A 24,763-nucleotide genomic window follows, 5' to 3' on the forward strand; every position below is an offset into this window, starting at 1 on the left:
CCTAAATGCCATGACGAGGAGAGCCGACATGCCCAGCAAGACTCCGGATTCGCCCAGGGACAGCCAATTGGCGGGAACCCACACGCCTGATCGGGCCAACACCAATGCCAAGGTACAGAGCCTGGAGAACATGCGCAGCGATGCCACCGGCCAGGCCTTGCGCACCAACCAGGGCGTGAAGATCGCCGACAACCAGAACACCCTCAAGTCCAGCATGCGTGGGCCTTCGTTGCTCGAAGACTTCATCATGCGCGAGAAGATCACCCACTTCGACCATGAGCGGATTCCCGAGCGTATCGTCCATGCTCGCGGCACGGGTGCCCATGGCTACTTCCAGAGCTACGGCTGCCACGAGGCGTTGACCAAGGCGAGCTTCCTGCAGGATCCCCAGAAAATCACCCCGGTCTTCGTGCGGTTTTCCACCGTGCAAGGCCCGCGTGGCTCGGGCGACACCGTGCGCGACGTGCGCGGCTTTGCCGTGAAGTTCTACACCGATGAAGGCAATTTCGACCTGGTTGGCAACAACATGCCGGTATTTTTCATCCAGGATGCGATCAAGTTCCCGGACTTCGTTCACGCAGTGAAGCCCGAGCCGCACAACGAGGTGCCTACCGGTGGCTCGGCCCACGACACCTTCTGGGACTTCGTTTCGCTGGTGCCGGAGTCGGCGCACATGGTCATGTGGGCGATGTCCGATCGGGCCATTCCGCGCAGCCTGCGGATGATGGAAGGCTTTGGCGTGCACACCTTCCGCCTGGTCAACGCCCAGGGCGAGGCCTCGTTCGTGAAGTTCCACTGGAAGCCGCGCCAGGGCGTGCACTCGGTGCTTTGGGACGAGGCGCAGAAGCTTGGCGGCAAGGACCCGGACTTCCACCGCCGCGACCTGTGGGAGGCCATCGAGACCGGCGATTACCCTGAATGGGAACTGGGCGTGCAGATCGTCCCGGAGGCTGACGAGCACAACTTCGACTTCGATCTGCTCGACCCGACCAAGATCATTCCTGAAGAGTTGGTCCCAGTGACGCCGCTGGGCAAGATGGTGCTCAATCGCAATCCGGACAACTTCTTCGCCGAAGTCGAACAGATCGCCTTCTGTCCTGGGCATATCGTGCCGGGAATCGACTTCACCAACGACCCGTTGCTGCAGGGGCGTCTGTTCTCCTACACCGATACCCAGCTCAGCCGCCTGGGTGGCCCGAACTTCCATGAAATCCCGATCAACCGACCGATCGTGCCCAACCACAGCAGCCAGCGCGATGCGATGCACCGTATGACCATCGACAAGGGGCGTGCCTCCTATGAGCCCAACTCCATCGATGGCGGCTGGCCCAAGGAGACGCCGCCCGCCCCCCATGGCGGGGGCTTCGAGAGCTATCAGGAGCGCATCGACGGGCACAAGATCCGCCAGCGTAGCGACTCCTTCAGCGATCACTTTTCTCAGGCGCGTTTGTTCTTCCAGAGCATGAGCCCGACCGAACAGCAGCACATCATCAAGGCCTACAGCTTCGAGCTGGGCAAGGTCGAGCGTGAGGCGATCCGGGCGCGCGAGGTGAACGAGATCCTGGCCAACATCGACCTGGGCCTCGCGGCGGCCGTGGCGGCCAACCTGGGCTTGCCGGCGCCGAAGGCTGGAACGGTCCAGGCCAAGGGCGCGAGGCCTGCGCAGTCACCGGCGTTGAGCCAGATGAACCACCCCGGCAGCGTGGGCATCAAGGGGCGCAAGATCGCCTTGTTGGTGGCCGACGGCGTAGATGGCGCCAGTGTCGACCGGCTGGTGAAGGCTTTCGAGGCAAAAAGCGCGCGCATCCTGGTGCTGGGGCCGACGTCGGCACCGGTCAAGACTGCTGAGGGCAAGGCGTTGGCTGTGGATGCTTCGATGGAGGGAATGCCGTCGGTGATGATCGACGGGCTTTGGGTGCCGGCCGGCAAGGCAGCGCTCGGAGCTTTGGGTCAGAGCGGCGTGGCCAAGCATTACCTGCTCGAAGCCTACAAGCACCTCAAGCCCATGGGGCTGGCCAGTGAGGGCAAGGCTTTGCTGGATGCGTTGGGGCTCAAGGAGGATGCGGGGTTGCTGCTGGGAGATGATCAGCAGTCGGTGGATGCCTTCGTGAAAGCGCTGGAACAACACCGGGTGTGGGCGCGGGAGGGGGTGGCCGAGGCGATTCCGGCGTGAGGTTCGGGGCTGCTTTGCTGCCCTTTCGCGGGGCAAGCCCGCTCCTGCAGTAACAGTGGGGCCCCAGTAGGAGCGGGCTTGTCCCGCGAAAGGGGCGCAGAGCGCCCCCAATATCTCAAGGCTGGCGCGGTACCAGAACGACCTGCGCCGGCAACGTTCGCTGGATTTCGTGGCGCTGGTTCAGCTCGAAGGCGCCATCGAGCTTGCGCACGCGTTTTTCGAGCAGGGTCTTGAGCCAAGGCGCGTCTTCAGTGCGCGGCACCTGGAACACCACGTCGCATTGGTAGTTCACCACATCGGCGGCGATGTCATCGAGCTGGCGGCGCATGGCGCGAATGTCTGTAGTCTTCAGCGCAACCACGGTGTTGGGTGCACTGGGGTCGATGACGCGGGCCTTGGGCTTGGCCTCGGCGGCCTTGAGCGCGGCCTCGGCTTTTTCAAGTTCGGCCTTGCGCGCCTGGGCCACGGCGTCGCCGCCGGTGACGGCCGGAGCCTGGGGCATCAGGGCGCGGGCGCGGGCCAGTGCGGTGGCAGCGGCATTGACGTCGCCCTTCTGCAGCACGATCTGGCTGCGTCGAAGGTAGGCTTCGGCCAATTGGCGTTGGTATTGCTCGAGGCGCGCATCGTCCGGCGATTGCGTCTGCAACGCGGCCAACTGGTCTTCGGCGGTGGCCAGCTCATTGCTGGCGATGCTTTGTTGCAGCCCTTGCCAGGCATCGGCCTGGTCAGGCGCGCTCGCCTGTTCCGACGGAGTGCTGGAGCAGGCCGCCAGGAACAGGGATAGAACGGCAACAAGCAGAAAACGGGAGGCGAACGGCTTCATTCCTGCGACTCTCTATTTGCGCAAAAAGCGAGCAAGTCTACACCCTGGTGCGCACGCTCGAAAATAAGTCTTACAGACCCTTTACCTGACAAAAGGTTGCAGGGTGCGCCTGCGCGCATTCTGAAATTTTCAGCGCTTGGGCAACGCCAGGCTCAGTAAGAATAGCACTGCGGCGCAGACCACGATCGATGGGCCGGCCGGGGTGTCCTTGAACCAGGACATGGCCAGCCCGCCACAGACCGCGACCACACCCAGCAGACTGGCGCCAAGGGCCATCTGCTCGGGCGAGCGAGCGTGACGTTGGGCTGCAGCGGCGGGAATGATCAGCAGCGAGGTGATCAGCAGCACGCCGACGATCTTCATGGCCACCGCGATGACCACGGCGATCAACAGCATCAAGGCCAGGCGCAGGCCTGCCACTGGCAGACCCTCGACCATCGCCAGTTCCTCATGCACGGTCACTGCCAGCAGTGGTCGCCACAAGGCCGCGAGCAACAGCAGGACCACGACGCTGCCGCCGAGGATCCAAGCCAGGTCGGTGGGGCTGATGGCCAGCAGATCACCGAACAGGTAGGCCATCAGGTCGATGCGCACGTCGTGCATGAAGCTCAGTGCTACCAGGCCCAGCGACAAGGTGCTGGGCGCCAGGATGCCGAGCAGGGTGTCGGAGGCCAGCGGCTGGCGTTGTTGCAGGGTCACCAGCAGGATCGCCAGCAGCAGGCAGCCGACGGTCACCGCCAGGGCGGGGCTGACATCCAGCGCCAACCCCAGGGCGACGCCGAGCAATGCCGCGTGGGACAGGGTATCGCCGAAGTAGGCCATGCGCCGCCAGACCACGAACGATCCCAGCGGACCGGCCACCAAGGCCAGGGACAAGCCTGCGAGCAGGGCGTAGAGAAGAAAATCAGCCATGCTTGCAGTGCTCTCCATGAACGTGGGCGCCAGGGGCGATCACCGAGCCGTGCAAGTCATGGCGGTGATCGTGATGGTGATGGTAAATCGCAAGGCTCGGGGCGTTCTGGCCGAACAGCTCGACGAACGCCGGGTCGCCGCTGACCTGCTCTGGATGCCCCGAGCAGCACACATGACGGTTCAGGCATACCACCTGGTCGGTGGTGCTCATCACCAGGTGCAGATCGTGGGAGACCATCAGCACGCCGCAGCCGTGGCGGTCGCGCAGGCGAGTGATCAGGCTGTACAGCTCGGCCTGGCCGGCCACATCCACGCCCTGCACGGGCTCATCGAGCACCAGCAATTCCGGCTCGCGCAGCAGTGCACGGGCCAGCAGCACGCGCTGCATTTCGCCGCCGGAGATGGTCTGGATCGGGCTGTCGATGACTTGCTCGGCGCCGACTTCCTGCAAGGCCGACAGTGCCGCGGCGCGGTCCACGCCTGGGACCAGGCGCAGGAAGCGCAGCACCGACAGCGGCAGGGTGGGGTCGACCTGGATCTTTTGCGGCATGTAGCCGATGCGCAGCCGGGGCTTGCGCCAGACCTTGCCGCGGTGCGGCTTGAGCAGGCCGAGCACGGCGCGCACCAGGGTGGTCTTGCCGGCGCCGTTGGGGCCAATCAGGGTAACGATCTGGCGGGGTGCCACCGACAGGTCGATGCTGTCGAGCACCGACTCGCCGGCAAAGGTGACGCCGACCTGTTCGAGGCGGATCAGCGCGTCGCTCATGCCTGCCCCCGGCAATTGCCGCACAGGCCGACCACTTCGACGGTCTGTGTTTCGACGGTGAAGCCTACGCCCTTGGCGCTGGTGATGATGGCCTGGCTGATGCAGTCCTGCTCGAGCTCGATGGCCACATGGCAGGCGCGGCAGATCAGGAACTGGCCCTGGTGCACGTGTTCGGGGTGGCTGCAGCCGATGAAGGCGTTGAGCGATGCGATGCGGTGGACCAGGCCGTTTTCCAGGAGGAAGTCCAGGGCGCGGTAGACGGTCGGCGGCGCGGCGCGGCGACCATCCTGCTCGCTCAGCACGGCCAGGATATCGTAGGCGCCCAGCGGTTTGTGGCTCTGCCAGACCAGCTCCAGCACCCGACGGCGCAAGGCGGTCAGGCGCAGGCCCTGGCGTGTGCATAGGGCGTCGGCCTCGGCCAGTGCACTGTGCACGCAGTGGGAGTGATCGTGGGGACGGTTGGCCAGCGGCGTGATGGACATGGGCGGCGACGGTTCCGGATAGAGACGTTATTATGTTACCTCTTTCTGGCCCGTCGAGTACTCACCGTGTCCCGATTGCTTGCCCTTTTTGTCGCTTTCATCGCCCTCTCGGCCCACGCCGAGGTGCGCGTGTTGACCAGTATCAAACCCTTGCAGCAGATTGCCGCGGCGGTCCAGGACGGCGTTGGTAGCCCGGACGTACTGTTGCCACCAGGCGCCTCGCCGCATAACTATGCCCTGCGCCCTTCCGATGTGCGGCGCGTGGCCACCGCCGATCTGTTGTACTGGATCGGCCCGGACATGGAGAGCTTCCTGCCTCGCGTGATCAATGGCCGCACCAAGCCGAGCGTCGCTGTGCAGTCGGTCGAAGGCATGCATCTGCGCCATTTTGGCGAGGACAGCCACGCCCATGAGGATGACGGCGACGATCACGATCATGACCATCGCCCTGGCAGTCTGGATGCGCACCTGTGGCTGTCATCGGCCAATGCCCGAGTGATCGCGGCAAAAATGGCCAGCGACCTGGCCGCCACCGACCCGGCCAATGCCGCCCGTTACCAGGCCAACCTGAAGGCGTTCGTCGCGCGTCTGGATGCCCTGGACCTGCGCATCAAGGCGCGAGTGGCGGGTGTCGAAGGCAAGCCTTACTTCGTGTTCCACGAGGCATTCGATTACTTCGAGGCGGCGTACGGCCTCAAGCACACCGGCGTGTTCAATGTGGCCGCAGAGGTACAGCCGGGCGCGCAGCATGTCGCTGCCATGCGCAAGCGCCTGCAGGAAGTGGGTAAGACTTGTGTGTTCAGCGAGCCGCCACTGCGTCCGCGTCTGGCCGAAACGCTGACGGCGGGCTTGCCGGTGCGGTTGGCCGAGCTCGATGCCCTGGGTGGAAACGACCCTGTGGATGCCCGAGGGTATGAGCGGTTGCTGGAGAAGCTGGGCAATGAGCTGACGGGGTGTCTGGAACCGCTGTAAATCGACCGAGGGCTTTTCGGGGGTGAACCCGCGCCCACAGGGATAGCGCAAATTTCACAGTTGGCGCTGTCGCTGTGGGCGCGGGTTCACCCGCGAACAAGCAGACGAGGTCAGAGGGCGAACGGCAGGCTCAAGGCCACGTGCTGACGCTGCGCCAGGCGCACCTCGAACTCGCTTGGGTCGTGGATCATCACGTCCATCCCGGCAAACGCCTGGGCTGCGATCAGGCGCGACAGCCAGAACCGCACGCACGCCACGCGCAGCATGACCGGCCACAGCTCGGCTTCAGCAGCGGTGAAGGGGCGCAGTGCGGCGTAGGCAGCCAGCAGTGCCTGTGCGTGCGGTACGTCGATGCCGCCGGTTTCATCCAGGCACCAGTCATTCACGGTGATGGCGATGTCATACAGCATCGGCCCCGAGCAGGCGTTGTAGAAGTCGATCACGCCGGTCAGGTGCGTGCCTTCGAACATCACGTTGTCGCGGAACAGGTCGGCATGCAGGTTGGCCCGAGGCAAGGCCAGAATCTGCGCCTTGTGCGCGTCGATCTCGTTCAGCGCGGCCTGTAGCATCTGACCCTGACGGGCATCCAGGCCGGGCATCAGCTCGGCCCCGGCCTCGAGCATCCAGATCAGGCCACGGTCGGTGCGGCGCTCGATGATCTGCTCGCGGGTGGCCAGGTGGATGTGCGCCAGCAGCTCGCCCACTTGGGCACAGTGCTGATTGTTCGGTGCCTTGATGTGCTTGCCCGACAGCCGTGGCTGCAGCAGCGCAGGCTTGCCGCACAGCTCGCGCAGGCCATTGCCGTCGCGGTCACGCAGGGCGTAGGGCACTGGCATGTCGGCATCGTGCAGCACATCGAGCAGTTCGATGAAGAACGGCATGTCCTCGGCGGGCCCGCGCTCGATCAGCGTCAGGACGAATTCCCCCTGCTCCAGGCTGACGAAGAAATTGCTGTTCTCGGTGCCAGCGGCGATGCCCTGGAAGTCGAGCAGGCGGCCCAGCTCATACGGCGCCAGAAAGGTTTCCAGCTCAGGCCGGGTCACGGGGGTGAAGACTGACATGATGAAAAGAAGCCCATGCGGGCACTTCCACCCGGAAGTGCCTGGTTGATGTGAACGATACGCCTCAGATTACCACTCGAAGATCTTCCAGGACGGAATCAGCATGTCCGGCTGGTCGGATCGAATGAAGTTACCTTCGGAGCCATCGGCGCGTACCAGGAAATAAGGCTTGCCGTGCTTGGGCGTCACCTTGATCGCATACAGGAAACCGTTCTGCCGGTACTCCTGGATGGTTTTGTCGCCTTCCGTGCGAATGGTTACATCGGGATCTGCCGATGGAGCGTCTTCCGCCGCCAGGGTGACGACCGGCATGGTGGCCAACAGACCGAGCAGTAACAGGCGATTGAGTGTACGCATGATAACCTTGTCCCTTTGTCGTCAATTGTTCCCGCTATTCTAGCGCCGGACCTGCCGAAAAGGTTGATTCTCCTCATGAGCCAAGCGCCCCTCGTCCTGGTGGACGGTTCCTCCTACCTCTACCGCGCCTTCCATGCGCTGCCGCCGCTGACCACCTCCAAGGGCATGCCCACCGGTGCGGTCAAGGGCGTACTGAACATGCTCAAGAGCCTGCGCAAGCAGTACCCGGACAGCCTCTTCGCGGTGGTCTTCGACGCCAAGGGCGGCACTTTTCGCGACGCCATGTTCGCCGCATACAAGGCCAACCGCCCGAGCATGCCTGACGACCTGCGCGTGCAGATAGAGCCGTTGCACGCCAGCGTCAGGGCCTTGGGCTACCCGTTACTGTGTGTCGACGGGGTCGAGGCCGACGATGTCATCGGTACGCTGGCACGCAGCAGTGCAGCCCTGGGGCGACCGGTGGTCATCTCGACCGGTGACAAGGACATGGCACAATTGGTGGACGGGCACATTACGCTGGTCAACACCATGACCGGTAGCGTGCTGGACGTAGCTGGCGTGCACGAGAAATTTGGCGTCGGTCCCGAACACATCATCGATTTCCTCGCCCTGATGGGCGACAAGGTCGACAACATCCCGGGCGTACCGGGCGTGGGCGAGAAGACCGCCGTCGGCTTGCTGACGGGCATCGGTGGCGGCCTGAGCGACCTGTACGCCAACCTCGACAAGGTTCCGGAGCTGCCTATTCGTGGCGCCAAGGGCCTGCCGGCCAAGCTCGAGGAGCACCGCGATGCGGCGTTCCTTTCCTATGAACTGGCGACCATCAAGATCGACGTGCCGCTGGACATCGAAGTCGATGCACTGGTGTGTGGCGAGCCGGACCGCGAAGCCTTGCTGGCGTTGTATACGGAAATGGAATTCAAGAGCTGGATCGCTGAAGTCCAGCGCGATGCGGCTCAGGCCGGTGACATGGTCGCCCCGCTGCAAGCGCCTGCGGCCAAGGTCGAGCCCAAATACGAGACCCTTCTCGATCAGGCGCGTTTCGACGCCTGGCTCGACAAGCTGCGCCAGGCACCGTTGTTCGCCTTCGACACCGAGACCACCAGCCTGGACGCCCAGCAGGCGAAGCTGGTCGGCCTGTCGTTCGCGGTCGAGCCTCATGAGGCCGCCTATGTGCCGCTGGCCCACGATTACGAGGGCGCCCCGGCACAGCTGGACCGCGACCGCGTGCTGCTGGCACTCAAGCCGCTGCTGGAAGACCCGGCCAAGGGCAAGATCGGTCAAAACGCCAAGTACGACATCAATATCCTGGCCAACTGCGCCTTGGGCGGCGACCCGTCCCAGGGCATCCAGATGCGCGGCGTGACCTACGACACCATGCTCGAATCCTACGTGCTGGATTCGACCGCCACCCGCCACGACATGGACAGCCTGGCGCTCAAATACCTGGATCACAGCACCATCGCGTTCGAGGACATCGCCGGCAAAGGCGCCAAGCAATTGACCTTCAACCAGATCCCGCTGGAAAAGGCCGGCCCCTACGCCGCCGAGGACGCCGATATCACCCTGCGCCTGCACCATGCTTTGCAAGAGCGCCTGGCCAGGACCCCGAGCGTGCAGCCGGTGTTGATGGACATCGAGATGCCACTGGTGCCGGTGCTGGCCAAGATCGAGCGCCAGGGCGCGTTGGTCGATGCCGAGCTGCTCAAGGTGCAGAGCGGTGAGCTGGGCGTGAAAATGGCCGAGCTTGAGCGTGAGGCTTTCGCGCTGGCGGGCGAGGAGTTCAACCTGGGCTCGCCTAAGCAGTTGGGCGTGATCCTCTACGACAAGCTGGGCATGCCGGTGCTGAGCAAGACCGCCAAGGGCCAGCCCTCCACGGCCGAAGCGGTGCTGGCCGAGCTCGCCGAGCAGGATTACCCGCTGCCCACGGTGCTGATGGAGTACCGCTCCCTGAGCAAGCTCAAGAGTACCTACACCGACAAGCTGCCGGAGCAGATCAACCCGCGCACCGGGCGTATCCACACCTCCTACCAGCAGGCCGTGGCAGCCACCGGGCGCCTGTCGTCCAGCGACCCGAACCTGCAGAACATTCCGGTGCGCACCGCCGAAGGGCGTCGGATTCGCCAGGCATTCGTTGCCAGCCCCGGCTACAAGCTGCTGGCGGCCGACTATTCACAGATCGAGCTGCGCATCATGGCTCACCTGGCCAAGGATGAAGGCCTGTTGCACGCTTTTCGCAATGACCTGGATGTGCACCGCGCGACCGCCGCGGAGGTCTTCGGTGTGCCGCTGGAGCAGGTCACCCACGACCAGCGCCGCAGCGCCAAAGCGATCAACTTTGGCCTGATCTATGGCATGAGTGCCTTTGGCCTGGCCAAACAGATTGGCGTCGATCGCAAGCAGTCCCAGGATTACATCGACCGCTATTTCGCCCGTTACCCCGGTGTGCTGGCCTACATGGAGCGCACCCGCGCCCAGGCCGCCGAGCAGGGCTTCGTCGAGACCTTGTTTGGCCGTCGGCTGTACCTGCCGGACATCAACGCGAAGAACCCGGCGCTGCGCAAGGGCGCCGAGCGCACCGCGATCAACGCGCCGATGCAGGGCACTGCGGCGGACATCATCAAGCGCGCCATGGTGGCTGTAGATAACTGGCTGACCGAGAGCGGTCTGGATGCGCGCGTGATCTTGCAGGTACATGACGAACTGGTGCTGGAGGTGCGTGAGGACCTGGTCGAGCAGGTGCGGGAGCAGATCCGCCCGTATATGAGCAATGCCGCGCAGTTGGATGTGCCGTTGCTGGTGGAAGTGGGCATTGGCTCGAATTGGGACGAAGCTCACTGAATCGAGCAAAGGAAGCAGGATAGGATCTGCTGCGAGGGTCGTGGATCCGCTGCTGGCTCAGCGCTGGCGGTTCTGAGGTTTCATGAAACTATCGCAAATAGTTTTCAGGGCCTCGGAACTAAACCGGTGAACCGGGACTCAGAGTAACTGAATGGCTGGTGAAGCCTTTCGATGCTCCTATGTTGTGTTAAGTGTTGGCAGATACCCGGACCCCGCCCTAGCGGTCCGGACTTGAACCCCGAACTTCCCCCTCCCCATACGAAGTCCGGGGTTTTTTTTGCCCGCGATTCCTGTTTACGCCCCTGTGGGAGCGGCCTTGCGCCGCGAAAGGCGGCATCGGAGTTTCAGCGTCATTGCATAAGTTGCCGGGCTGCTATGCAGCCCTTTCGCGACCAAGGCCGCTCCTGCGCAGGGGCAGTTTTACGCGACAGGCTTGTCTTTCAGTTCCATCCATTCGGCCAGCACGCCATAGGCTTCCTCGAGGCCCTGGCGCTTGGGTGCCGAGAACAGTTGGATGGTCACGCCCTCACCCCAACCCTTGCGGATTTCCGACTGCACCTTGAGCAGCGTGTTCTTGGCCGCGCCGAAGGTGAGCTTGTCGGCTTTGGTGAGCAGGATGTGCATCGGCATGGTGCTGGCCTTGGACCAGTCGAGCATCATCTTGTCGAAGTCGGTCATCGGGTGGCGCACATCCATCAGCAGGATCACCCCGCGCAGACATTCTCGGCTGCCCAGGTAGGCTTCCAGGTGATGCTGCCAGTGCTGCTTGAGCGGAATCGGGACTTTTGCATATCCGTAGCCTGGCAGGTCGACCAAACGCCGTTCATCGTCCAGACTGAAGAAATTCAACAGTTGGGTGCGCCCGGGGGTCTTCGAGGTACGCGCCAGGCTGGCATGGGTCAGGGTATTGAGGGCGCTGGATTTGCCAGCGTTGGAACGACCGGCGAAAGCCACCTCGTAACCCTGGTCTTGAGGGCATTGTTCGACCTTGGCTGCGCTAAGGGCGAATTTGGCTTTCTGGCAGAGGCCGAGGATGGGGTTTTTGACTTGCATGGGATATCCGATATGGGTGTTGCCAAGGCCAGCCATTCAGGCGCTGGGCGCGGCAAGCTGTGTCGTTTCCGTTTGGATGGCGGAAGTATATAATGCCCCAGTTTTTGTGTGCGCATTATCCCGGCGTAGGATGATGTGCATGGGGTGTCGAACAATAGCTCGCGCATTAGAACGCAGCGCGGCCCCCAACCCTGAAAGGTCGTTGCGCATGGCGAAATGGCTGCTTGCTGTCGGTATGTTCCTGCCGTTTTTCAGCGCTCAGGCTACACAGGATCCCGAGGTGTTGTACAACCGCACGTGTGCGGCCTGTCACTCCGGGCAGTTGCCACAGGCCCCCCAACGGGGTGACCGGGCAGCGTGGGAACCGAGGCTTGCGCAAGGTATGGATGCACTGGTGGCGCATGTTACCCAGGGTTTCAAGGCTATGCCGCCGCGTGGATTGTGCATGGACTGCAGTACCGAGGACTACCGGTCTGTCATCCTCTGGATGAGCGAAAGTCCCGATACATAACATTTCACCCCTAGCCGTGTTGGATTAGCTGATGAACAAACTATTCGTGAGTCTGCTGTTGACCATGGGTGTCGCAGGTGCGGCCAATGCTGCGGAACCCATCAAAGGCGATGCTGCTGCCGGTCAGGCCAAGACAGCCGTCTGTGGAGCCTGCCACAACCCCGACGGCAACAGCTTGGCGCCGAACTTCCCCAAACTTGCCGGCCAAGGCCAGCGTTACCTCGAAAAACAGCTGCACGACATCAAGTCCGGCAAGCGTACCGTGCTGGAGATGACCGGCATGCTGGCCAACTTCAACGACCAGGACCTGGCTGACATTGCCGCCTACTTCTCCAGCCAGAAGGGCAGCGTCGGTGCGGCTGATCCCAAGCTGGTCGAGCGTGGCCGTGCGCTGTTCAATGGCGGCGACCTGGAAAAAGGCATGCCGGCGTGCACCGGTTGCCATTCGCCAAATGGCGCGGGTATTGCCCTGGCGGGCTTCCCGCACCTGGGTGGCCAGCACGCCCAGTACGTGGCCAAGCAGCTCACCGACTTCCGCGAGGGCAACCGTACCAACGACGGCGATGCCATGACCATGCGATCGGTCGCGGGCAAACTGAGCAACAAGGACATCGAGGCCTTGGCCAGTTACATCCAGGGTTTGCACTGAGGCCTGGACAGGCTCGTCGCGAGCACAGGCCCTGCGCATTAACGTTCGGTTAATGCTGTCTGGCAAAGATGAAAGGGCGGCCTGGACCGCCCTTTTTTCTGTCCATAGCCGTTACACTAGAGAACTTGAGCCCTTCCCGACCGGTCTGAGCTACCGGTCGCGTCGAGGCGACCAATGACTGCTTAGGAGTAAAGCATGCGTAAACTGATTCTCAGCGCTGCGCTGGTCGCCGCCAGCGTATTCGGGATGACTGCCGTACAGGCTGCGGAGCCTGTCGAAGGTCAGCAATATTTCGAGCTGAGCAACCCCGTTCCTGTTTCCGTACCCGGCAAGATCGAAGTCGTCGAGCTGTTCTGGTACGGCTGCCCGCACTGCTACCACTTCGAACCGACCATCAACCCGTGGGCTGAAAAACTGCCGGCCGACGTCAACTTCAAGCGTGTGCCTGCCATGTTCGGCGGCCCGTGGGACGCCCACGGCCAGATGTTCCTGACCCTCGAAGCCATGGGCGTCGAGCACAACGTCCATGCCGCAGTCTTCGATGCCATCCAGAACAAGCGCATGCGCCTGACCAAGCCTGAAGAAATGGCCGACTTCCTCGCTACCCAGGGCGTGGACAAGGAGAAGTTCCTTGCCACCTTCAATTCGTTCGCCATCAAAGGTCAGGTGCAGCAGGCCAAGGACCTGGCGAAGAAGTACGAAATCACCGGCGTACCGAGCATGGTCGTCAACGGCAAGTACCGCTTCGACCTGGGTACCGCCGGCGGGCCGGAAGGCGTGCTGGATGTCGCCGACCAGCTGATCGCCAAGGAGCGCGCCGCTAAGTAAGCGGCGTTGCCCATGAACCGCTTTCGCTCAACGCGCCTGGTTGGCCTGCGACAGCCGCAGGTCAACGAGCATCACCTGCAGGCCTCGGGCCTGCCGGCCGATGGGCGACTGCGGTTGCTCAGCTTCAATATCCAAGTCGGTATCAGCACCGAGCGCTATCGGCATTATCTAACCCGCAGCTGGCAGCACCTGCTGCCGCACACCGGGCGTGCCGGTAACCTGCAGCGTATCGGTGAACTGCTCGGCGATTTCGATCTCGTGGCCCTGCAGGAGGCCGATGGTGGTAGCCTGCGTTCGGGCTATGTCAATCAGGTCGAGCATCTGGCCCAACTCGGGGCCTTCCCGTACTGGTACCAGCAGCTCAATCGCAATCTGGGGCGTTTCGCGCAGCACAGCAATGGCGTGCTCAGCCGCCTCAAGCCCCAGCATCTTGAAGATCACCCCCTGCCCGGCCCGGCCGGTCGAGGTGCGATACTGGTGCGCTTCGGCGAAGGCGAAGACGCCTTGATCGTGGTGATGATGCACCTGGCCCTCGGTGCCAAGACCCGGGCCCGGCAACTGGCCTATGTCCGTGAGCTGATTGGCGGTTACCGCCACCAGGTGCTCATGGGCGACATGAACACCCACGCCAATGACTTGCTCGAGCACTCGCCTCTTCGCGATCTGGGCCTGATCGCGCCTCAGGTCGAGGCCACCTTCCCCAGCTGGCGCCCCCAGCGTTGCCTGGACCACATCCTGCTCAGCCCGAGCCTGACCCTGGAGCGGGTCGAGGTGCTGGCCCAGCCAATTTCCGACCACCTTCCGGTTGCTGTCGAGATTCGTTTGCCTGATGCACTGACTGTGGATACGCTGCCGGCTTTGGGCTGATTGCTATCACCGGTTTGCGGATCCAGGCATGACAGACGAAGGCGAGCGCTGGAAAGAGAAGTACCTCAAAAGCATCGAACAGCAAGAGAAGCTGGAGCGCCGTTGGGAGGCTCGTCTCGATTTGCTGCGTCGCGGCCTGGTGCGCAGCACCCTGGCGGCCGAAGGCAGCGACAAGACGGTCGATCAATGCATGAAGGAAATGCGCGAGGTCATCCGCAGCGACAACATGGACGCCGGCCTCGCCGGGCTGTTGCCGCGCCTGGAAAAAGCCGTGCTGGACTCCGAGCAGCGCCGCGAAACCCGCATGACACAGGTCAGCGAGGCCTTGACCTCTCTGGTCGAGCAGTTGCAGCGTTTGCCTTTGCCCGGTGATATCGCCCGGCCCCTGAAGAAACTCTCCAAGAAACTCGATGGTGGGGTGAGCCAGTCTCGCGAGCTGCCGCCGTTGTTGGGCGAGTTGAGCGGCCTGCAGGGGCGCGCCTTGAGCGTGCTGCAACGACCCGACGAAGAGCCACGACCAGGATTTCTCCAGCGGCTGTTCGGCGGCCGCGAGGCGGAGCTTGAGCCCGCTGCCGCACTTGCAGAGGCCAGTCCAGCCGAGGTTCACGAAAGGCCAATGGCCGAGCCTGTGGTATCGGCCGATGTGGATGAACTGCAGCCTTTGACGCAAGCACAGGCAGAGCCCGTGCAGGTTGCTCAGCAAGCGGTCGAGGCGTCGGCCCCTGCGTCTGACATCGAGGGGCCTGAGCTGGATGCTGCCGACGAGCCTTGCGCGCAAGAGGATACGTTGGAGTCGCTACCACTAGCGGAAAGCCCTGAGGCAGTTTCCTCGTCACCGACCGAGGCCGAATCTGCCGACGAGCCCGTCGCTGTCGCCGAGCCGGAGCCTGTCGACACTCAAAACGCACCAGAAGAAGACGGCCCGTATGCTCTGCCAGATGCTGTGGAGCCTCCCTACAGCACCGTTGCGGCGCACATCGAGCAGACCCTGATCGGCCTGCTCGATGACCTGAGCCTGCCGGAACGCCACAAGGCCCAGGCACTGGCCATGCGCGAGCGGGTGTCGCGTGGGCTGAACTGGTATGAGCTGATTCCGGTGCTCGATGACTTGGCCGTGCTCATGCTGGCCATCACCGACAGCGGCCAGCATGAGTTCGAGGCCTACCTGCAGCAGCTCAACGGGCGCCTGGAAACCTTCCAGAGCCACCTGCAAGAGGCCAGTGCCGGGCATGCCGACAACAGCTACGCCGCGCGTGAGCTTGACCACCAGTTGCGTGAGCAGGTCGACGGCCTGCAAAGCAGTGTGCAGGGCGCCGCTGACGTGGACAGCCTCAAGCACATCCTGGAGAAGCGCCTCGAAGGCTTGCTGAGCACCATGGACGAGCATCGGCATGAGCGCGACCGTCGCGAGCAGGAGCTGGCGGGCCGCTTGCAAGGTCTGGCCGATCGGGTGGCGAACATGGAGCAGGAAGCCCTCGGCTACCGCGAGCACCTTGAGGAGCAGCGCCAGAAAGCCCTGCTCGACCCTCTTACCGGGCTGCCCAACCGTGCAGCCTGGTCGGAGCGCGTCGAGCGTGAAGTCCAGCACTGGCAGGCCCATGGTGGGCATTTGCTGATGGCGATCCTCGACCTGGACCACTTCAAGCGGATCAACGACAACTATGGGCACCTGGCCGGCGACAAGGTGCTCAAGATCGTTGCCGATCAGTTGCGCAAGCGTCTGCGTGGACAGGATTTCATCGCCCGCTTCGGTGGCGAGGAGTTCGTCGTGCTGCTTCCGCAGACTCCACCTGCAGTCGGCCTCAAGCTGGCCGAGACCTTGCGGGCGGCTATCGAGGCCTGCCCGTTCCACTTCAAGGGTGAGCGGGTGGTGATCACCACCTCCATTGGCCTGAGCGCCTTCCGCACGGGCGAGCGAGGCGACCAGGTCCTCAAGCGCGCGGACGACGCGTTGTACCGGGCCAAGGATCAAGGCCGCAATCGCGTGGAACAGGCATAGCTATATTTACCGCATTCGCTGCGACCCTGACGCTGACAATGGTCCGCCGAAAACCTGAAGGACAGGTTTCGGCACCTTGATCAAACAGGAGTAGCGAATGAAAGCAATGAAAGGATTGGCCGTTTTTGCCATGGTGCTGGCCATGCAGACGACTGCAATGGCCAAAGAACGAGTGTTTACTGCCCATGTGGCGGCTGACGGCACGCTGTTGCGGCAGTCCCCGAACTGGATCACCGACATCAAGCATCAACCCCAGCCCAACTATTTCAGTTTGTACAAACTGACGTTGAACAAACAGGTTGTGCGCCAAGACCCGGGCTTTTGCACGGTCTCGGCCATCGATGCCAGCAGTTACGATCGCCAGCTGTATGGACAGGCCAAGGTAACCGGCAAGCCTTTGGCGGAGAAGGTCGGCGTGATGACTCAGCTGGTCGACAAGAAAGGGCCCAGTGGCGATAACGCCCTGGAGTTTCTCTTGATGTGCACGCGGTGATTGTGTTTCCCGAGCTGTAGCGAGACGTGCACGTTATACTGTAGCGCTGATGCCGATTACTTTACTGACGTGCCCTCTCTCATGAAAACGCTTTTCGCCGGGCTGATGTTGTTGATGCTGGCTGGCTGCTCAAGCGGCCTGCGGATCGACCGTAGCCATCCCTCCGTCAACCACGACAGCCGTATCCAGTTCGTCGTACTGCATTACACCAATGCATCCCTGGAGCGCTCCCTGGCCTTGCTGACCCATGGCGAAGTCAGCAGTCATTACCTGGTTGGTGATGGGCCGGCCACCGTTTATCAACTGGTGGATGAAAACCGTCGGGCCTGGCATGCCGGCGACAGTCAGTGGCAAGGGCGCACTTGGCTGAACTCCAGCTCCATCGGTATCGAGATCGTCAACCCAGGCTACACCGACACCCCCAACGGCCGCATCTGGCACCCCTACAGCGAGGCTCAGGTCCAGGCCTTGATCGCGTTGCTCAAGGATATCGTCAAGCGCAACCACATCGAGCCGCGTCACATCATTGGCCACAGTGACATCGCGCCGCTGCGCAAGCTCGATCCCGGGCCGCTGTTCCCGTGGAAACGTCTCGCTGATGCAGGCCTGGGCGTTTGGCCGCAGGCCAATGCCGTTGCGCGACAGCAAGCGTATTTCAGCGTCAATCCTCCGACAATCAGCTGGTATCAGCAGCAACTGGCGCGTTTCGGCTATGCCATCGAGCAGACCGGCGAGCTCGATGTGGCCACTCGTCATGTGATAGCGGCCTTCCAGATGCGTTTCCGCCCTCAGCGCTTCGACGGCATGCCGGATGCGCAGACCGCCGCAATGCTGCAGGTATTGAATCAGTCGCGCTGAGAAACGGTAACGAAACCTTTCTGATGGTGTCATACGCCAAACGGGCAGGCTGACTTCTCGCACAGTTGCTATACCTCTTGGTAATCAACTGGATGCCTGTGATGTCAGCCTTCCTTGTGACACTGCGTCAAATTTTACACCGTCCCTGGATGCTGGCTGGACTGGCCGCATTTTCCAGCGCAGTCGTACTGCTTGCTGGAAGCTTCGGTGTCGCGCTGCAACAGATGAAACAGAGCGAAAGCGCCCAGATGAACGCCCGGGGCGAGCGTTTTCTGGAGCGGCTGGAGCAGATCTTCGGCCAGTTGCGCGAGGGCGTAGACCAACTGCAGGCACAACCTCTGCGTGGGTGCGATGCCGCGATGGTCGCAGCCTTGCAGCAGATCGGCCTGAGTTCGCGATTCATCTACGAGGCTGCCTATGTGGACGGTGCGGTGGTCTGCTCCAGCCGTGGCGCCGAAAGCACCCTCGAACCCCTTCGTGCCCCGGACATCCAGGGCCCCACCTACAGTTATTGGCTCAATACCAGCACCGAGCCTAACGAGAACCTCGCCGCCTTGATGTTGGGGCGCGGCAAGTTCCTGGTATCCACCTCGCGGGGCCATCTTTCCGATGTGGTCGACTTGCCGCCTGGTAGCAGTGTGCTGGTCGTGCTCGACCACGGAACCCGAGCCATTCCCGTGCTCGGCCCGCCCCAACGTTGGCCCCCGCCAACGGTGGACTGGCCGCCGCCACCGAATCAGTCGTTGCTTGAGAAGAATGACTGGTTGCTCTATCACATGCCGACCAACTCGCCTGACTACCAACTGGTGCTGATAGCCCCCCGCGCCGGCCTGCCTCTGAAGATGAACGGGATGCTCTGGTTGCTGTTTCCGGGCAGCCTGGTACTGGCCTGTTGCGTCGGCTGGTTGGTGCTGCAACTGATCCTGCAACGGCGCTCGATGAGTTCGGAGCTGCAAAACGCCTTGCGCCGGGGTGAACTGCAGGTGCTCTACCAGCCGATATTCGAGCTCGACAGCCGGCGTTGCGTCGGTGCCGAGGCCCTGGTGCGCTGGCTGCGACCGGATGGTTCTTTGACCAGCCCGGACCTGTTCATTCCGTTGGCCGAGAACACCGGGCAGATCCGCCAGATCACGGATTTCGTGCTGCAACGGGTGCTGGAGCAACTGGGCCAGTTGCTGAGGGCCAATCCCTCGCTGTACATCTCGGTGAACCTGGCGGCCTGCGACGTGATGGTCCCGCGCATCGGGCGTGTCGCGGCCCGGTTGCTGGCGCATCATCGGGTGGCTGCGAGCCAGATCGCCTTCGAGGTGACCGAGCGGGGGCTGATCGATGTGGTGGTGGCACGTGACAATCTGCAGGCCTTGCGCGCGGTAGGGCATCAGGTGTTGATCGACGACTTCGGTACAGGCTATTGCAGCCTGGCTTATCTACAGACGCTCCCAGTCGATTGCCTGAAGATCGACAAGGCTTTCATCGATGCACTGGGTCACGATGCCGCGAGCAGTGGTGTGGCCCCGCATATCATTCGCATGGCCCACTCCCTGCATTTGCGGGTGATCGCCGAAGGGATCGAATGCGAGGACCAGGCGCAGTTGCTCAACAGTGAAGGCGTCAATTATGGGCAAGGCTGGCTGTTTGCCCATCCGCTCACTGCCCGGCAGTTCACCGAGCTGGTGACTCGCCAGCGGCGCAATAGCAAATAGAAGACGGTGACCGCTTCGCGGGTACAACGGTGTTATTGGGCGCGCCGAGAACCTGCGGGTTTATCCGCGAAAAGCACCCTGCGATGAAGGAGCCCTATATCGGCAGCGTCATGTAGAACTGCGTCCCCTGCCCCGGCCGGGAATACACGCCCATCCGGCCGCCATGCAGTTGGACGATCTCCTTGCACAGTGCCAGGCCCAACCCGGCCCCGCCTTTCTTGCGTCCGACCTGGACGAAGGGTTCGAAGATCCTGGCCTGCTGCCCATAGGCGATGCCTTCGCCGTTGTCCTCGACCCCAATGATCACCCGCTCGGCGTGCCGCCGTGCATGCAGACGAATGTTTCCGTCGCTGGCGGTGTGACGAATCGCGTTGTGCAACAGGTTGTCCAGCACCCGGTCCAGCTGCGCAGCGTCTGCCTGGATGCGCGGCAGAGGGGGCTGCAGGTCGATGAACAGTTCGATGTGTTTTTGTTCCGCCTGCTCGGCAAAGCGCGAGTGGGCCCGCTCGAGCAACTCCTCGATGCTACAGGGCGACAGCTCCAGCTTCTGCAGGCCGCTCTGGTAGCGGGAGAAATTCAGCAGGTCATTGATCAGCTGGGTCAGGCGCTGCATTTCTTCGCCGATGGTGTCGAGCAGGTCGTTTTCCCGCGCCTGAGGTGGAAACGTCACCCGCTCTCGCAGCAGGCCGAACGCCATGTGCATGCCGGTCACCGGCGTTCGCAGCTCATGGGAGGCACGCAGGACGAACTCACTGCGCACCCGTTCGAACGCCCGCTGTTCGGTGACGTCGTGCAGCACCATCACGGCGCCCAGGATCGGCCCTTGCGGGCGGCTGACGGGCGTCAGGCTGTAGGTCAGCAGCCGGGTTTCGTCGTCCACCTCGATGCTGAGGTCGTCCGGTGGCCGGTCCAGGTTGCCGCCGCGCAGAACCTGGCGCAGCTGTTGCTCAAGCTCCGGGCGCTGCAAGGCTTCGGCAAGGCCCGTCCCGACCCGGCTGGCGTCCCAGCCCAACTGGCGTTGCGCTACGGGGTTCAGGTGTTCCAGGCGGCCCTGACGGTCGATGATCAGCAGACCGTCGTCGATGCTATCCAGGACAGCCTGCAGGCGCTGCTGACCCGCCAGCAGTTCGTCGATGTTGGTGGCCTGATGCTTGCGCAGGGCATCGGCCATCAGCCCGAAGCGCCGGGTAAGCTGGTTGAGCTCGGTGGCCTGGGTGACCGGCAAGGTGACGTCGAAATTGCCTTGGCCGACTTGGTCGGCAGCCTTGGCCAAGGCCTCGATGGGTTGTCCGAAGCGTCGGGCGATGTTGTGCGCCGTGACGAACCCGAGCACCAGTACCACCAAGCCCATCAGGCCAAGAACGCCGCTGATCAGCAAGGCGCGGTCGCGCGCCTGTTCCTCGCTGCGCGTGACGTGCTCCAGGGCTTGCTTGTGCGAGTCGATCAGGTCGGTACGGACCTGGTTGAAGGCGGCGCCCAAGGGCTGCTCGGTGTCCATGCTGCGCGCAGGCGCCGCGCTGTCGCGGTAAGCCTGGAGGAAGGCCTGGTAGTTGCTGCTGGCCTTGCTGAAGGCGGTGCGTTCGCCGCCCTCGGCGAGGCCTTGGGTGAGCAGGCTCTGAAAGTCTTCCTGCAGCGTCACCAAATTGCGTGGGTCAGTGTCCGCGTCGAGGATGAGCGTCAACTGCTCGCCCAGGTTCTGGCGCAGCTTGAGCCCGATCTCCAGCGTATGGGTGGTATCGCGCACCAACCGCTGCTGCATAGTGGACATCTGCATCACGCTGACCAGCCCGAACAGCAGGCCGAGCAACGCCACGGTGACCAAGGCCGAGATGCTCAGGAAAAGCCGCGTGCGCAGCTTCATGGGCCATTTCATAGGTTGTACTGCTTACGCTTGCGATACAGGGTCGAGGCGTCGATACCCAGTGTCTTGGCCGCCTGGTCCAGGGTATCGCTGGCCGCCAGCACTGCGCCGATGTGCGCCCGTTCGAGCTCGTCCAGGCTCAGGGCTGCGCCGATGCGTGGTGCGTTGCTGGTAGGGGGCTCGGCCATGCCCAGGTGGCTGACTTCCACACGCTCCTGCGAGCAGATGATGCTTGCCCGCTCTACTACGTTGCGCAGTTCGCGGATGTTGCCCGGCCAGCGGTAATTGAGCAGTGCCGTGCGAGCTTCGTCGCTGAATACCCGTGCGGGCCGGGCATATTCCTTGACGAAGCGGGCCAGGAAGCGTTCGGCGAGCATGAGGATGTCCTCGCTGCGTTCGCGCAGGGGTGGCAAATGCAGGGTGATGACATTCAAGCGGTAGAGCAGGTCTTCGCGGAAGCGACTCTCACGGACCATTTCTTCGAGGTTGAGGTTGGTCGCCGCGAGGATGCGCACATCGGCGCGACGGGTGACAGGGTCACCGACCCGCTCGTATTCCTTGTCCTGGATGAACCGCAGCAACTTGGGCTGCAGGGTCAGGGGGAAGTCGCCGATTTCATCGAGGAACAACGTCCCGCCGTCCGCCTGGCTGACGCGGCCCAGGGTGCTTTCGCTGGCCCCGGTAAAGGCTCCGCGGGTATGGCCGAACAACTCGCTTTCCATCAGCTCGGCATTGAGCGACGGGCAGTTGATGGTCACGCAGGCCTTGCGCGTTCGCTTGCTCCAGCCATGGATGGCGCGGGCCAGTTCGCCCTTACCGGTGCCGGATTCGCCCAGAATGAGAATGTTGGCATCGGTGCTCGCCACCTGGCGGGCGGTTTCCAGCACCGCCATCATGGCCGGGCTATGGGAGTCCAGGCCATCCTTGGGTTTGCGCACCTCGCCTTCGAGGGCCTCCAGGCGAGCGGACAACTGACGGACTTCCAACTGTTTGGCGGTGGCCAGGCGCAGCTGGTCGGGGCTGCAGGGTTTGACCAGGTAATCAGCGGCACCGGCCTGGATGGCATCCACCGCCGTGTCGACCGCTGAATGCGCGGTGACGATGACAACACGCATCCATGGTGCCTGGATGCGCATCTGGGCCAACACGTCGAGGCCATTGTCCTCGCCCAGGCGCAGGTCGAGGAAGCACAGGTCGAACACCTGGCGTTGCAGCAGGGCTTCGGCCTGGGCGGCACTGCTGGCCGTGGCCACGCTGTAGCCCTCGTCTTCCAGGCAATAGCGGAAGGTTCGCAGGATCGCGGATTCGTCATCCACCAGCAGAATGCGGCCTTGATTGTCCTGGGCTGATTCCATTTTCCTGCGCTCCTTCGGGATTGATCTCAATTAGTCTCGGAAAAATCGGGCAAGTTGCATGGTCAATTCTGAAGGAATCCGTCCTTTGCATGCTAGCCAATGGCCTTTCCTTTGCCCGGAACCTGCCGTTGGCAGGCAGTCAGAAAGAAGACAGCGGGCTGGCATGGGGGTTGCGACGATTCTCTCTTTATATGTCACCGACGGAGGACTCGACATGCCTTTTTCCTCACGAACCTTGGTGCTGACGGCGGGCCTGCTGATCGCGGTGCCGCCGGTTTTCGCCGATCCGGTCCAGGACGCGCGCCTGGAAGGTGCCTTGCAGACCGCTTTGGCACTCAATCGAGTGCTCAACCCGTTTCGCATCGAAGTGGCGGTCAATGGCGACCGTGCGAAGCTGACCGGCGAGGTGGAAAACGAGGTCGAGCGCCAGCTGGCCGAACATGTCGCCCTCGCCACCCGCGGTATCGAGCAGGTCGACAACCAACTTCGGGTAAACCCGGCATTGGTCGAGCGGCCGCTGGAACTGCGCGCCTATGCCCAGCGTCTGGAAGACGCCACGCTGGCGGCGGTGATTCATGCACGGCTGCTGTGGAGCCGTATCACCGAGAAAGCGCCCATCGAGGTGGAAAGCCGTGAGGGTGTGGTCACCTTGCGCGGCAAGGTAGACAGCGCCGAGGCCAAGGAGCTGTCCGGCGTGCTGGCACGTACCACCGATGGGGTGCACTTGGTCAACAACCTGGTCAGCCTGGACAGCGCTGCCATGGCCAAGGCGCGGGAGAAGCCTGTCGATGCGCCGGTCGGCCGGCAGCCCAGCGACAACTGGATCGTCGACAAGATCCAGAGCAGTTACCGCTATAGCCGCAACCTGGACGGCCTGAATCTCAAGGTGGCCAGTGAGCAGGGTATGGTCCGGCTTTCCGGTGAGGTGGTCAGCAGCGAACAGAAGACCATTGCCGTGGAGGTGGCGCGGCAAATCATCGGCGTGCGAGGCGTGGATGCCGACCTGTTGAAAGTCGCGAGCAAGGTGGAGGGTTGATCGTGCAAAACGCACGGCCTCAACCGGCCCATCGTGCAGGATACGCGCTCGACAGTTATCAGGCTTCTTTGTAACTCTATGATTTAAAAAGATATTTATAGAATTCAAAGGCTGGCATGCAGGCTGCAACTTCCTGCCTAGGTTTCGAATAAAAACACAGCAGGAGGAGCCGGCATGAATCGCCCATTCGTCAACCGCCCGCAGATTGCGCAATTGCCCTGGCGCCAATGTCTGTTCCTGGGCTTTGCGCTGCTGCTGACGCTTGCCGCTGGCCAGTTCTACTACAGCTGGCAGACTGCGCGTCTGGCCGAACAGGTGGCGGCGCAGACCGCACTGTTGACGCAGATTCAGGCGAGCCATGCCAATACGTTGGTCAAAGCCACTGCGCCATTGCCGGCTGCGATGGCTTCGCCAACCAACCTGGACAGCGTCATCCATGAGGAACGCTGGGTGTTCTGATCGCCGTACCGGATCGATTTCAAAAAAGAAAGGAGAACCATCATGCTGAGTTGGGCTATCACCTTCCTGATCATCGCCATTGTCGCTGCTGTACTGGGCTTCGGTGGTATCGCCGGCGCAGCCACTGGCATCGCGAAGATTCTGTTCATCGTCTTCCTGGTCCTGTTCGTGGCTTCTTTCTTCTTCGGACGCGGCAGAGGTTGAGCATGAGCCGGATGCTTTGCACAGCCCTGGCCACCGCCTTGTTGATGGGCGGTGGCACATCGGCCATAGCGGCCAACGATGGCCAGGTCCGGGTCGATCAGTTACTGGGTTCGGACCCCGAGTACCGCGAAACCTGGCAGGACACAGTTAAAGGCGAGGAACGCCTGCCCGACTGGGTGATCAATCTTTCCGGCAGCTCGCAGCAGCAGATGTCGGCGGTTACCGAGGACGGTGACCAATACCTGGTCGGGCCTTTGTGCGAGTCCCAGTCCAATTGCACGTACAAGCGCCTCGTGGTGGCGTTCAGTTGGGACAAGGACCATGCCTACGGGATGCTCGTCGAAGTTCCCGAAGGACTGCCCGCGGACAAGTCGCCCACCCGGCACGCGCAGTATCGCTGGTTGGGTGACCCGGACGACGGGATGAAAGCCCTGCTGCAGGAGCAGCTCAAGCGTGACCCGAAGTGGTACTGACCGACGGTCACGGGTGTGTAACGTGCT

At 62.7% G+C, this 24,763-nt stretch carries 24 protein-coding genes; 15 read left to right on the forward strand and 9 right to left on the reverse strand.

Translation table 11 applies throughout. The features are described from left to right. Positions 1-10: 10 nt before the first annotated feature. Positions 11-2,173, forward strand: coding sequence for a catalase HPII (gene katE, locus IEC33019_RS01025; protein ID WP_256815322.1), 2,163 nt, complete (start codon positions 11-13; stop codon positions 2,171-2,173). Between the two features lie 115 nt (positions 2,174-2,288). Here the strand turns inward: katE and IEC33019_RS01030 are convergent, their stop codons facing one another. The 4 genes from IEC33019_RS01030 to zur form a co-directional block, all read right to left on the reverse strand. Beyond that, positions 2,289-2,996, reverse strand: a complete 708-nt coding sequence (locus IEC33019_RS01030; protein ID WP_070091368.1) for a PA5502 family lipoprotein — start codon at positions 2,994-2,996, stop codon at positions 2,289-2,291. Positions 2,997-3,125: 129 nt separating this feature from the next. Beyond that, positions 3,126-3,908 (reverse strand): zinc ABC transporter permease subunit ZnuB, encoded by a 783-nt coding sequence (gene znuB, locus IEC33019_RS01035; RefSeq protein WP_070091369.1) that lies wholly within the window; start codon positions 3,906-3,908, stop codon positions 3,126-3,128. Beyond that, a complete protein-coding gene (znuC, locus tag IEC33019_RS01040; protein ID WP_070091370.1) occupies positions 3,901-4,674 on the reverse strand; it encodes a zinc ABC transporter ATP-binding protein ZnuC in 774 nt (257 codons plus the stop codon). The genes znuB and znuC overlap by 8 nt, the downstream gene beginning before the upstream one ends. After that, positions 4,671-5,156: a zinc uptake transcriptional repressor Zur gene (gene zur, locus IEC33019_RS01045; protein ID WP_070091371.1), complete on the reverse strand. Its 486-nt coding sequence runs from the start codon at positions 5,154-5,156 to the stop codon at positions 4,671-4,673. The genes znuC and zur overlap by 4 nt, the downstream gene beginning before the upstream one ends. A gap of 66 nt (positions 5,157-5,222) precedes the next feature. Between zur and IEC33019_RS01050 the strand changes: the two genes are divergently transcribed. Continuing rightward, positions 5,223-6,128 (forward strand): zinc ABC transporter substrate-binding protein, encoded by a 906-nt coding sequence (locus tag IEC33019_RS01050; RefSeq protein WP_070091372.1) that lies wholly within the window; start codon positions 5,223-5,225, stop codon positions 6,126-6,128. Positions 6,129-6,238: 110 nt separating this feature from the next. Here the strand turns inward: IEC33019_RS01050 and IEC33019_RS01055 are convergent, their stop codons facing one another. Together IEC33019_RS01055 and IEC33019_RS01060 are read right to left on the reverse strand one after the other, a co-directional pair. Further along, positions 6,239-7,189, reverse strand: a complete 951-nt coding sequence (locus tag IEC33019_RS01055) for a homoserine kinase (RefSeq protein WP_070091373.1) — start codon at positions 7,187-7,189, stop codon at positions 6,239-6,241. 69 nt (positions 7,190-7,258) lie between these two features. Continuing rightward, complete coding sequence (locus IEC33019_RS01060; protein WP_043207720.1) at positions 7,259-7,546, reverse strand: DUF2782 domain-containing protein; 288 nt, start codon at positions 7,544-7,546, stop codon at positions 7,259-7,261. A gap of 75 nt (positions 7,547-7,621) precedes the next feature. Here IEC33019_RS01060 and polA point away from each other — a divergent pair, with 75 nt between their 5' ends. Further along, on the forward strand, positions 7,622-10,387 hold the full coding sequence (gene polA, locus IEC33019_RS01065) for a DNA polymerase I (RefSeq protein WP_070091374.1): 2,766 nt from the start codon (positions 7,622-7,624) through the stop codon (positions 10,385-10,387). Between the two features lie 420 nt (positions 10,388-10,807). Here the strand turns inward: polA and yihA are convergent, their stop codons facing one another. Further along, positions 10,808-11,440 (reverse strand): ribosome biogenesis GTP-binding protein YihA/YsxC, encoded by a 633-nt coding sequence (yihA, locus tag IEC33019_RS01070; protein WP_070091405.1) that lies wholly within the window; start codon positions 11,438-11,440, stop codon positions 10,808-10,810. A 208-nt stretch (positions 11,441-11,648) separates the two neighbouring features. Between yihA and IEC33019_RS01075 the strand changes: the two genes are divergently transcribed. The 8 genes from IEC33019_RS01075 to IEC33019_RS01110 all read left to right on the forward strand — a co-directional run bounded on the left by IEC33019_RS01075 (position 11,649) and on the right by IEC33019_RS01110 (position 19,348). Then, complete coding sequence (locus tag IEC33019_RS01075; protein ID WP_070091375.1) at positions 11,649-11,951, forward strand: c-type cytochrome; 303 nt, start codon at positions 11,649-11,651, stop codon at positions 11,949-11,951. 31 nt (positions 11,952-11,982) lie between these two features. Next, on the forward strand, positions 11,983-12,600 hold the full coding sequence (locus tag IEC33019_RS01080; protein ID WP_070091376.1) for a c-type cytochrome: 618 nt from the start codon (positions 11,983-11,985) through the stop codon (positions 12,598-12,600). Between the two features lie 195 nt (positions 12,601-12,795). Further along, positions 12,796-13,428, forward strand: a complete 633-nt coding sequence (gene dsbA / locus IEC33019_RS01085) for a thiol:disulfide interchange protein DsbA (protein ID WP_070091377.1) — start codon at positions 12,796-12,798, stop codon at positions 13,426-13,428. A 12-nt stretch (positions 13,429-13,440) separates the two neighbouring features. After that, positions 13,441-14,295 carry an endonuclease/exonuclease/phosphatase family protein gene (locus tag IEC33019_RS01090; protein WP_070091378.1) on the forward strand — a complete coding sequence of 285 codons (855 nt, stop codon included), beginning with the start codon at positions 13,441-13,443 and terminating at the stop codon, positions 14,293-14,295. Between the two features lie 28 nt (positions 14,296-14,323). Then, a complete protein-coding gene (locus tag IEC33019_RS01095; protein WP_070091379.1) occupies positions 14,324-16,294 on the forward strand; it encodes a GGDEF domain-containing protein in 1,971 nt (656 codons plus the stop codon). A 97-nt stretch (positions 16,295-16,391) separates the two neighbouring features. Then, on the forward strand, positions 16,392-16,787 hold the full coding sequence (locus tag IEC33019_RS01100; RefSeq protein WP_070091380.1) for a hypothetical protein: 396 nt from the start codon (positions 16,392-16,394) through the stop codon (positions 16,785-16,787). 81 nt (positions 16,788-16,868) lie between these two features. Beyond that, complete coding sequence (locus tag IEC33019_RS01105; RefSeq protein ID WP_070091381.1) at positions 16,869-17,645, forward strand: N-acetylmuramoyl-L-alanine amidase; 777 nt, start codon at positions 16,869-16,871, stop codon at positions 17,643-17,645. A 101-nt stretch (positions 17,646-17,746) separates the two neighbouring features. Continuing rightward, a complete protein-coding gene (locus IEC33019_RS01110) occupies positions 17,747-19,348 on the forward strand; it encodes an EAL domain-containing protein (RefSeq protein WP_070091382.1) in 1,602 nt (533 codons plus the stop codon). 94 nt (positions 19,349-19,442) lie between these two features. Here the strand turns inward: IEC33019_RS01110 and IEC33019_RS01115 are convergent, their stop codons facing one another. Together IEC33019_RS01115 and algB are read right to left on the reverse strand one after the other, a co-directional pair. Further along, positions 19,443-21,221: a KinB sensor domain-containing domain gene (locus IEC33019_RS01115; RefSeq protein WP_099592769.1), complete on the reverse strand. Its 1,779-nt coding sequence runs from the start codon at positions 21,219-21,221 to the stop codon at positions 19,443-19,445. Next, positions 21,218-22,564 (reverse strand): sigma-54-dependent response regulator transcription factor AlgB, encoded by a 1,347-nt coding sequence (gene algB / locus IEC33019_RS01120; RefSeq protein WP_070091384.1) that lies wholly within the window; start codon positions 22,562-22,564, stop codon positions 21,218-21,220. Before algB ends, IEC33019_RS01115 begins: the two co-directional genes overlap by 4 nt. A 214-nt stretch (positions 22,565-22,778) precedes the next feature. On the opposite strand from algB, the gene IEC33019_RS01125 reads away from it, so the two are divergent. The 4 genes from IEC33019_RS01125 to IEC33019_RS01140 all read left to right on the forward strand — a co-directional run bounded on the left by IEC33019_RS01125 (position 22,779) and on the right by IEC33019_RS01140 (position 24,736). Then, positions 22,779-23,600 (forward strand): BON domain-containing protein, encoded by an 822-nt coding sequence (locus IEC33019_RS01125; protein ID WP_070091385.1) that lies wholly within the window; start codon positions 22,779-22,781, stop codon positions 23,598-23,600. Positions 23,601-23,774: 174 nt separating this feature from the next. Then, a complete protein-coding gene (locus IEC33019_RS01130; RefSeq protein WP_070091386.1) occupies positions 23,775-24,059 on the forward strand; it encodes a hypothetical protein in 285 nt (94 codons plus the stop codon). A 42-nt stretch (positions 24,060-24,101) separates the two neighbouring features. Beyond that, positions 24,102-24,263 carry a DUF1328 domain-containing protein gene (locus IEC33019_RS01135; protein ID WP_003252966.1) on the forward strand — a complete coding sequence of 54 codons (162 nt, stop codon included), beginning with the start codon at positions 24,102-24,104 and terminating at the stop codon, positions 24,261-24,263. A 2-nt stretch (positions 24,264-24,265) separates the two neighbouring features. Next, entirely contained in the window at positions 24,266-24,736 is a 471-nt protein-coding gene (locus IEC33019_RS01140; protein ID WP_070091387.1) for an inhibitor of vertebrate lysozyme family protein, read from the forward strand. The last annotated feature ends 27 nt before the right edge of the window (positions 24,737-24,763 follow it).

It is taken from the genome of Pseudomonas putida (assembly GCF_002741075.1).
Classification (GTDB): Bacteria; Pseudomonadota; Gammaproteobacteria; order Pseudomonadales; family Pseudomonadaceae; genus Aquipseudomonas; species Aquipseudomonas putida_T.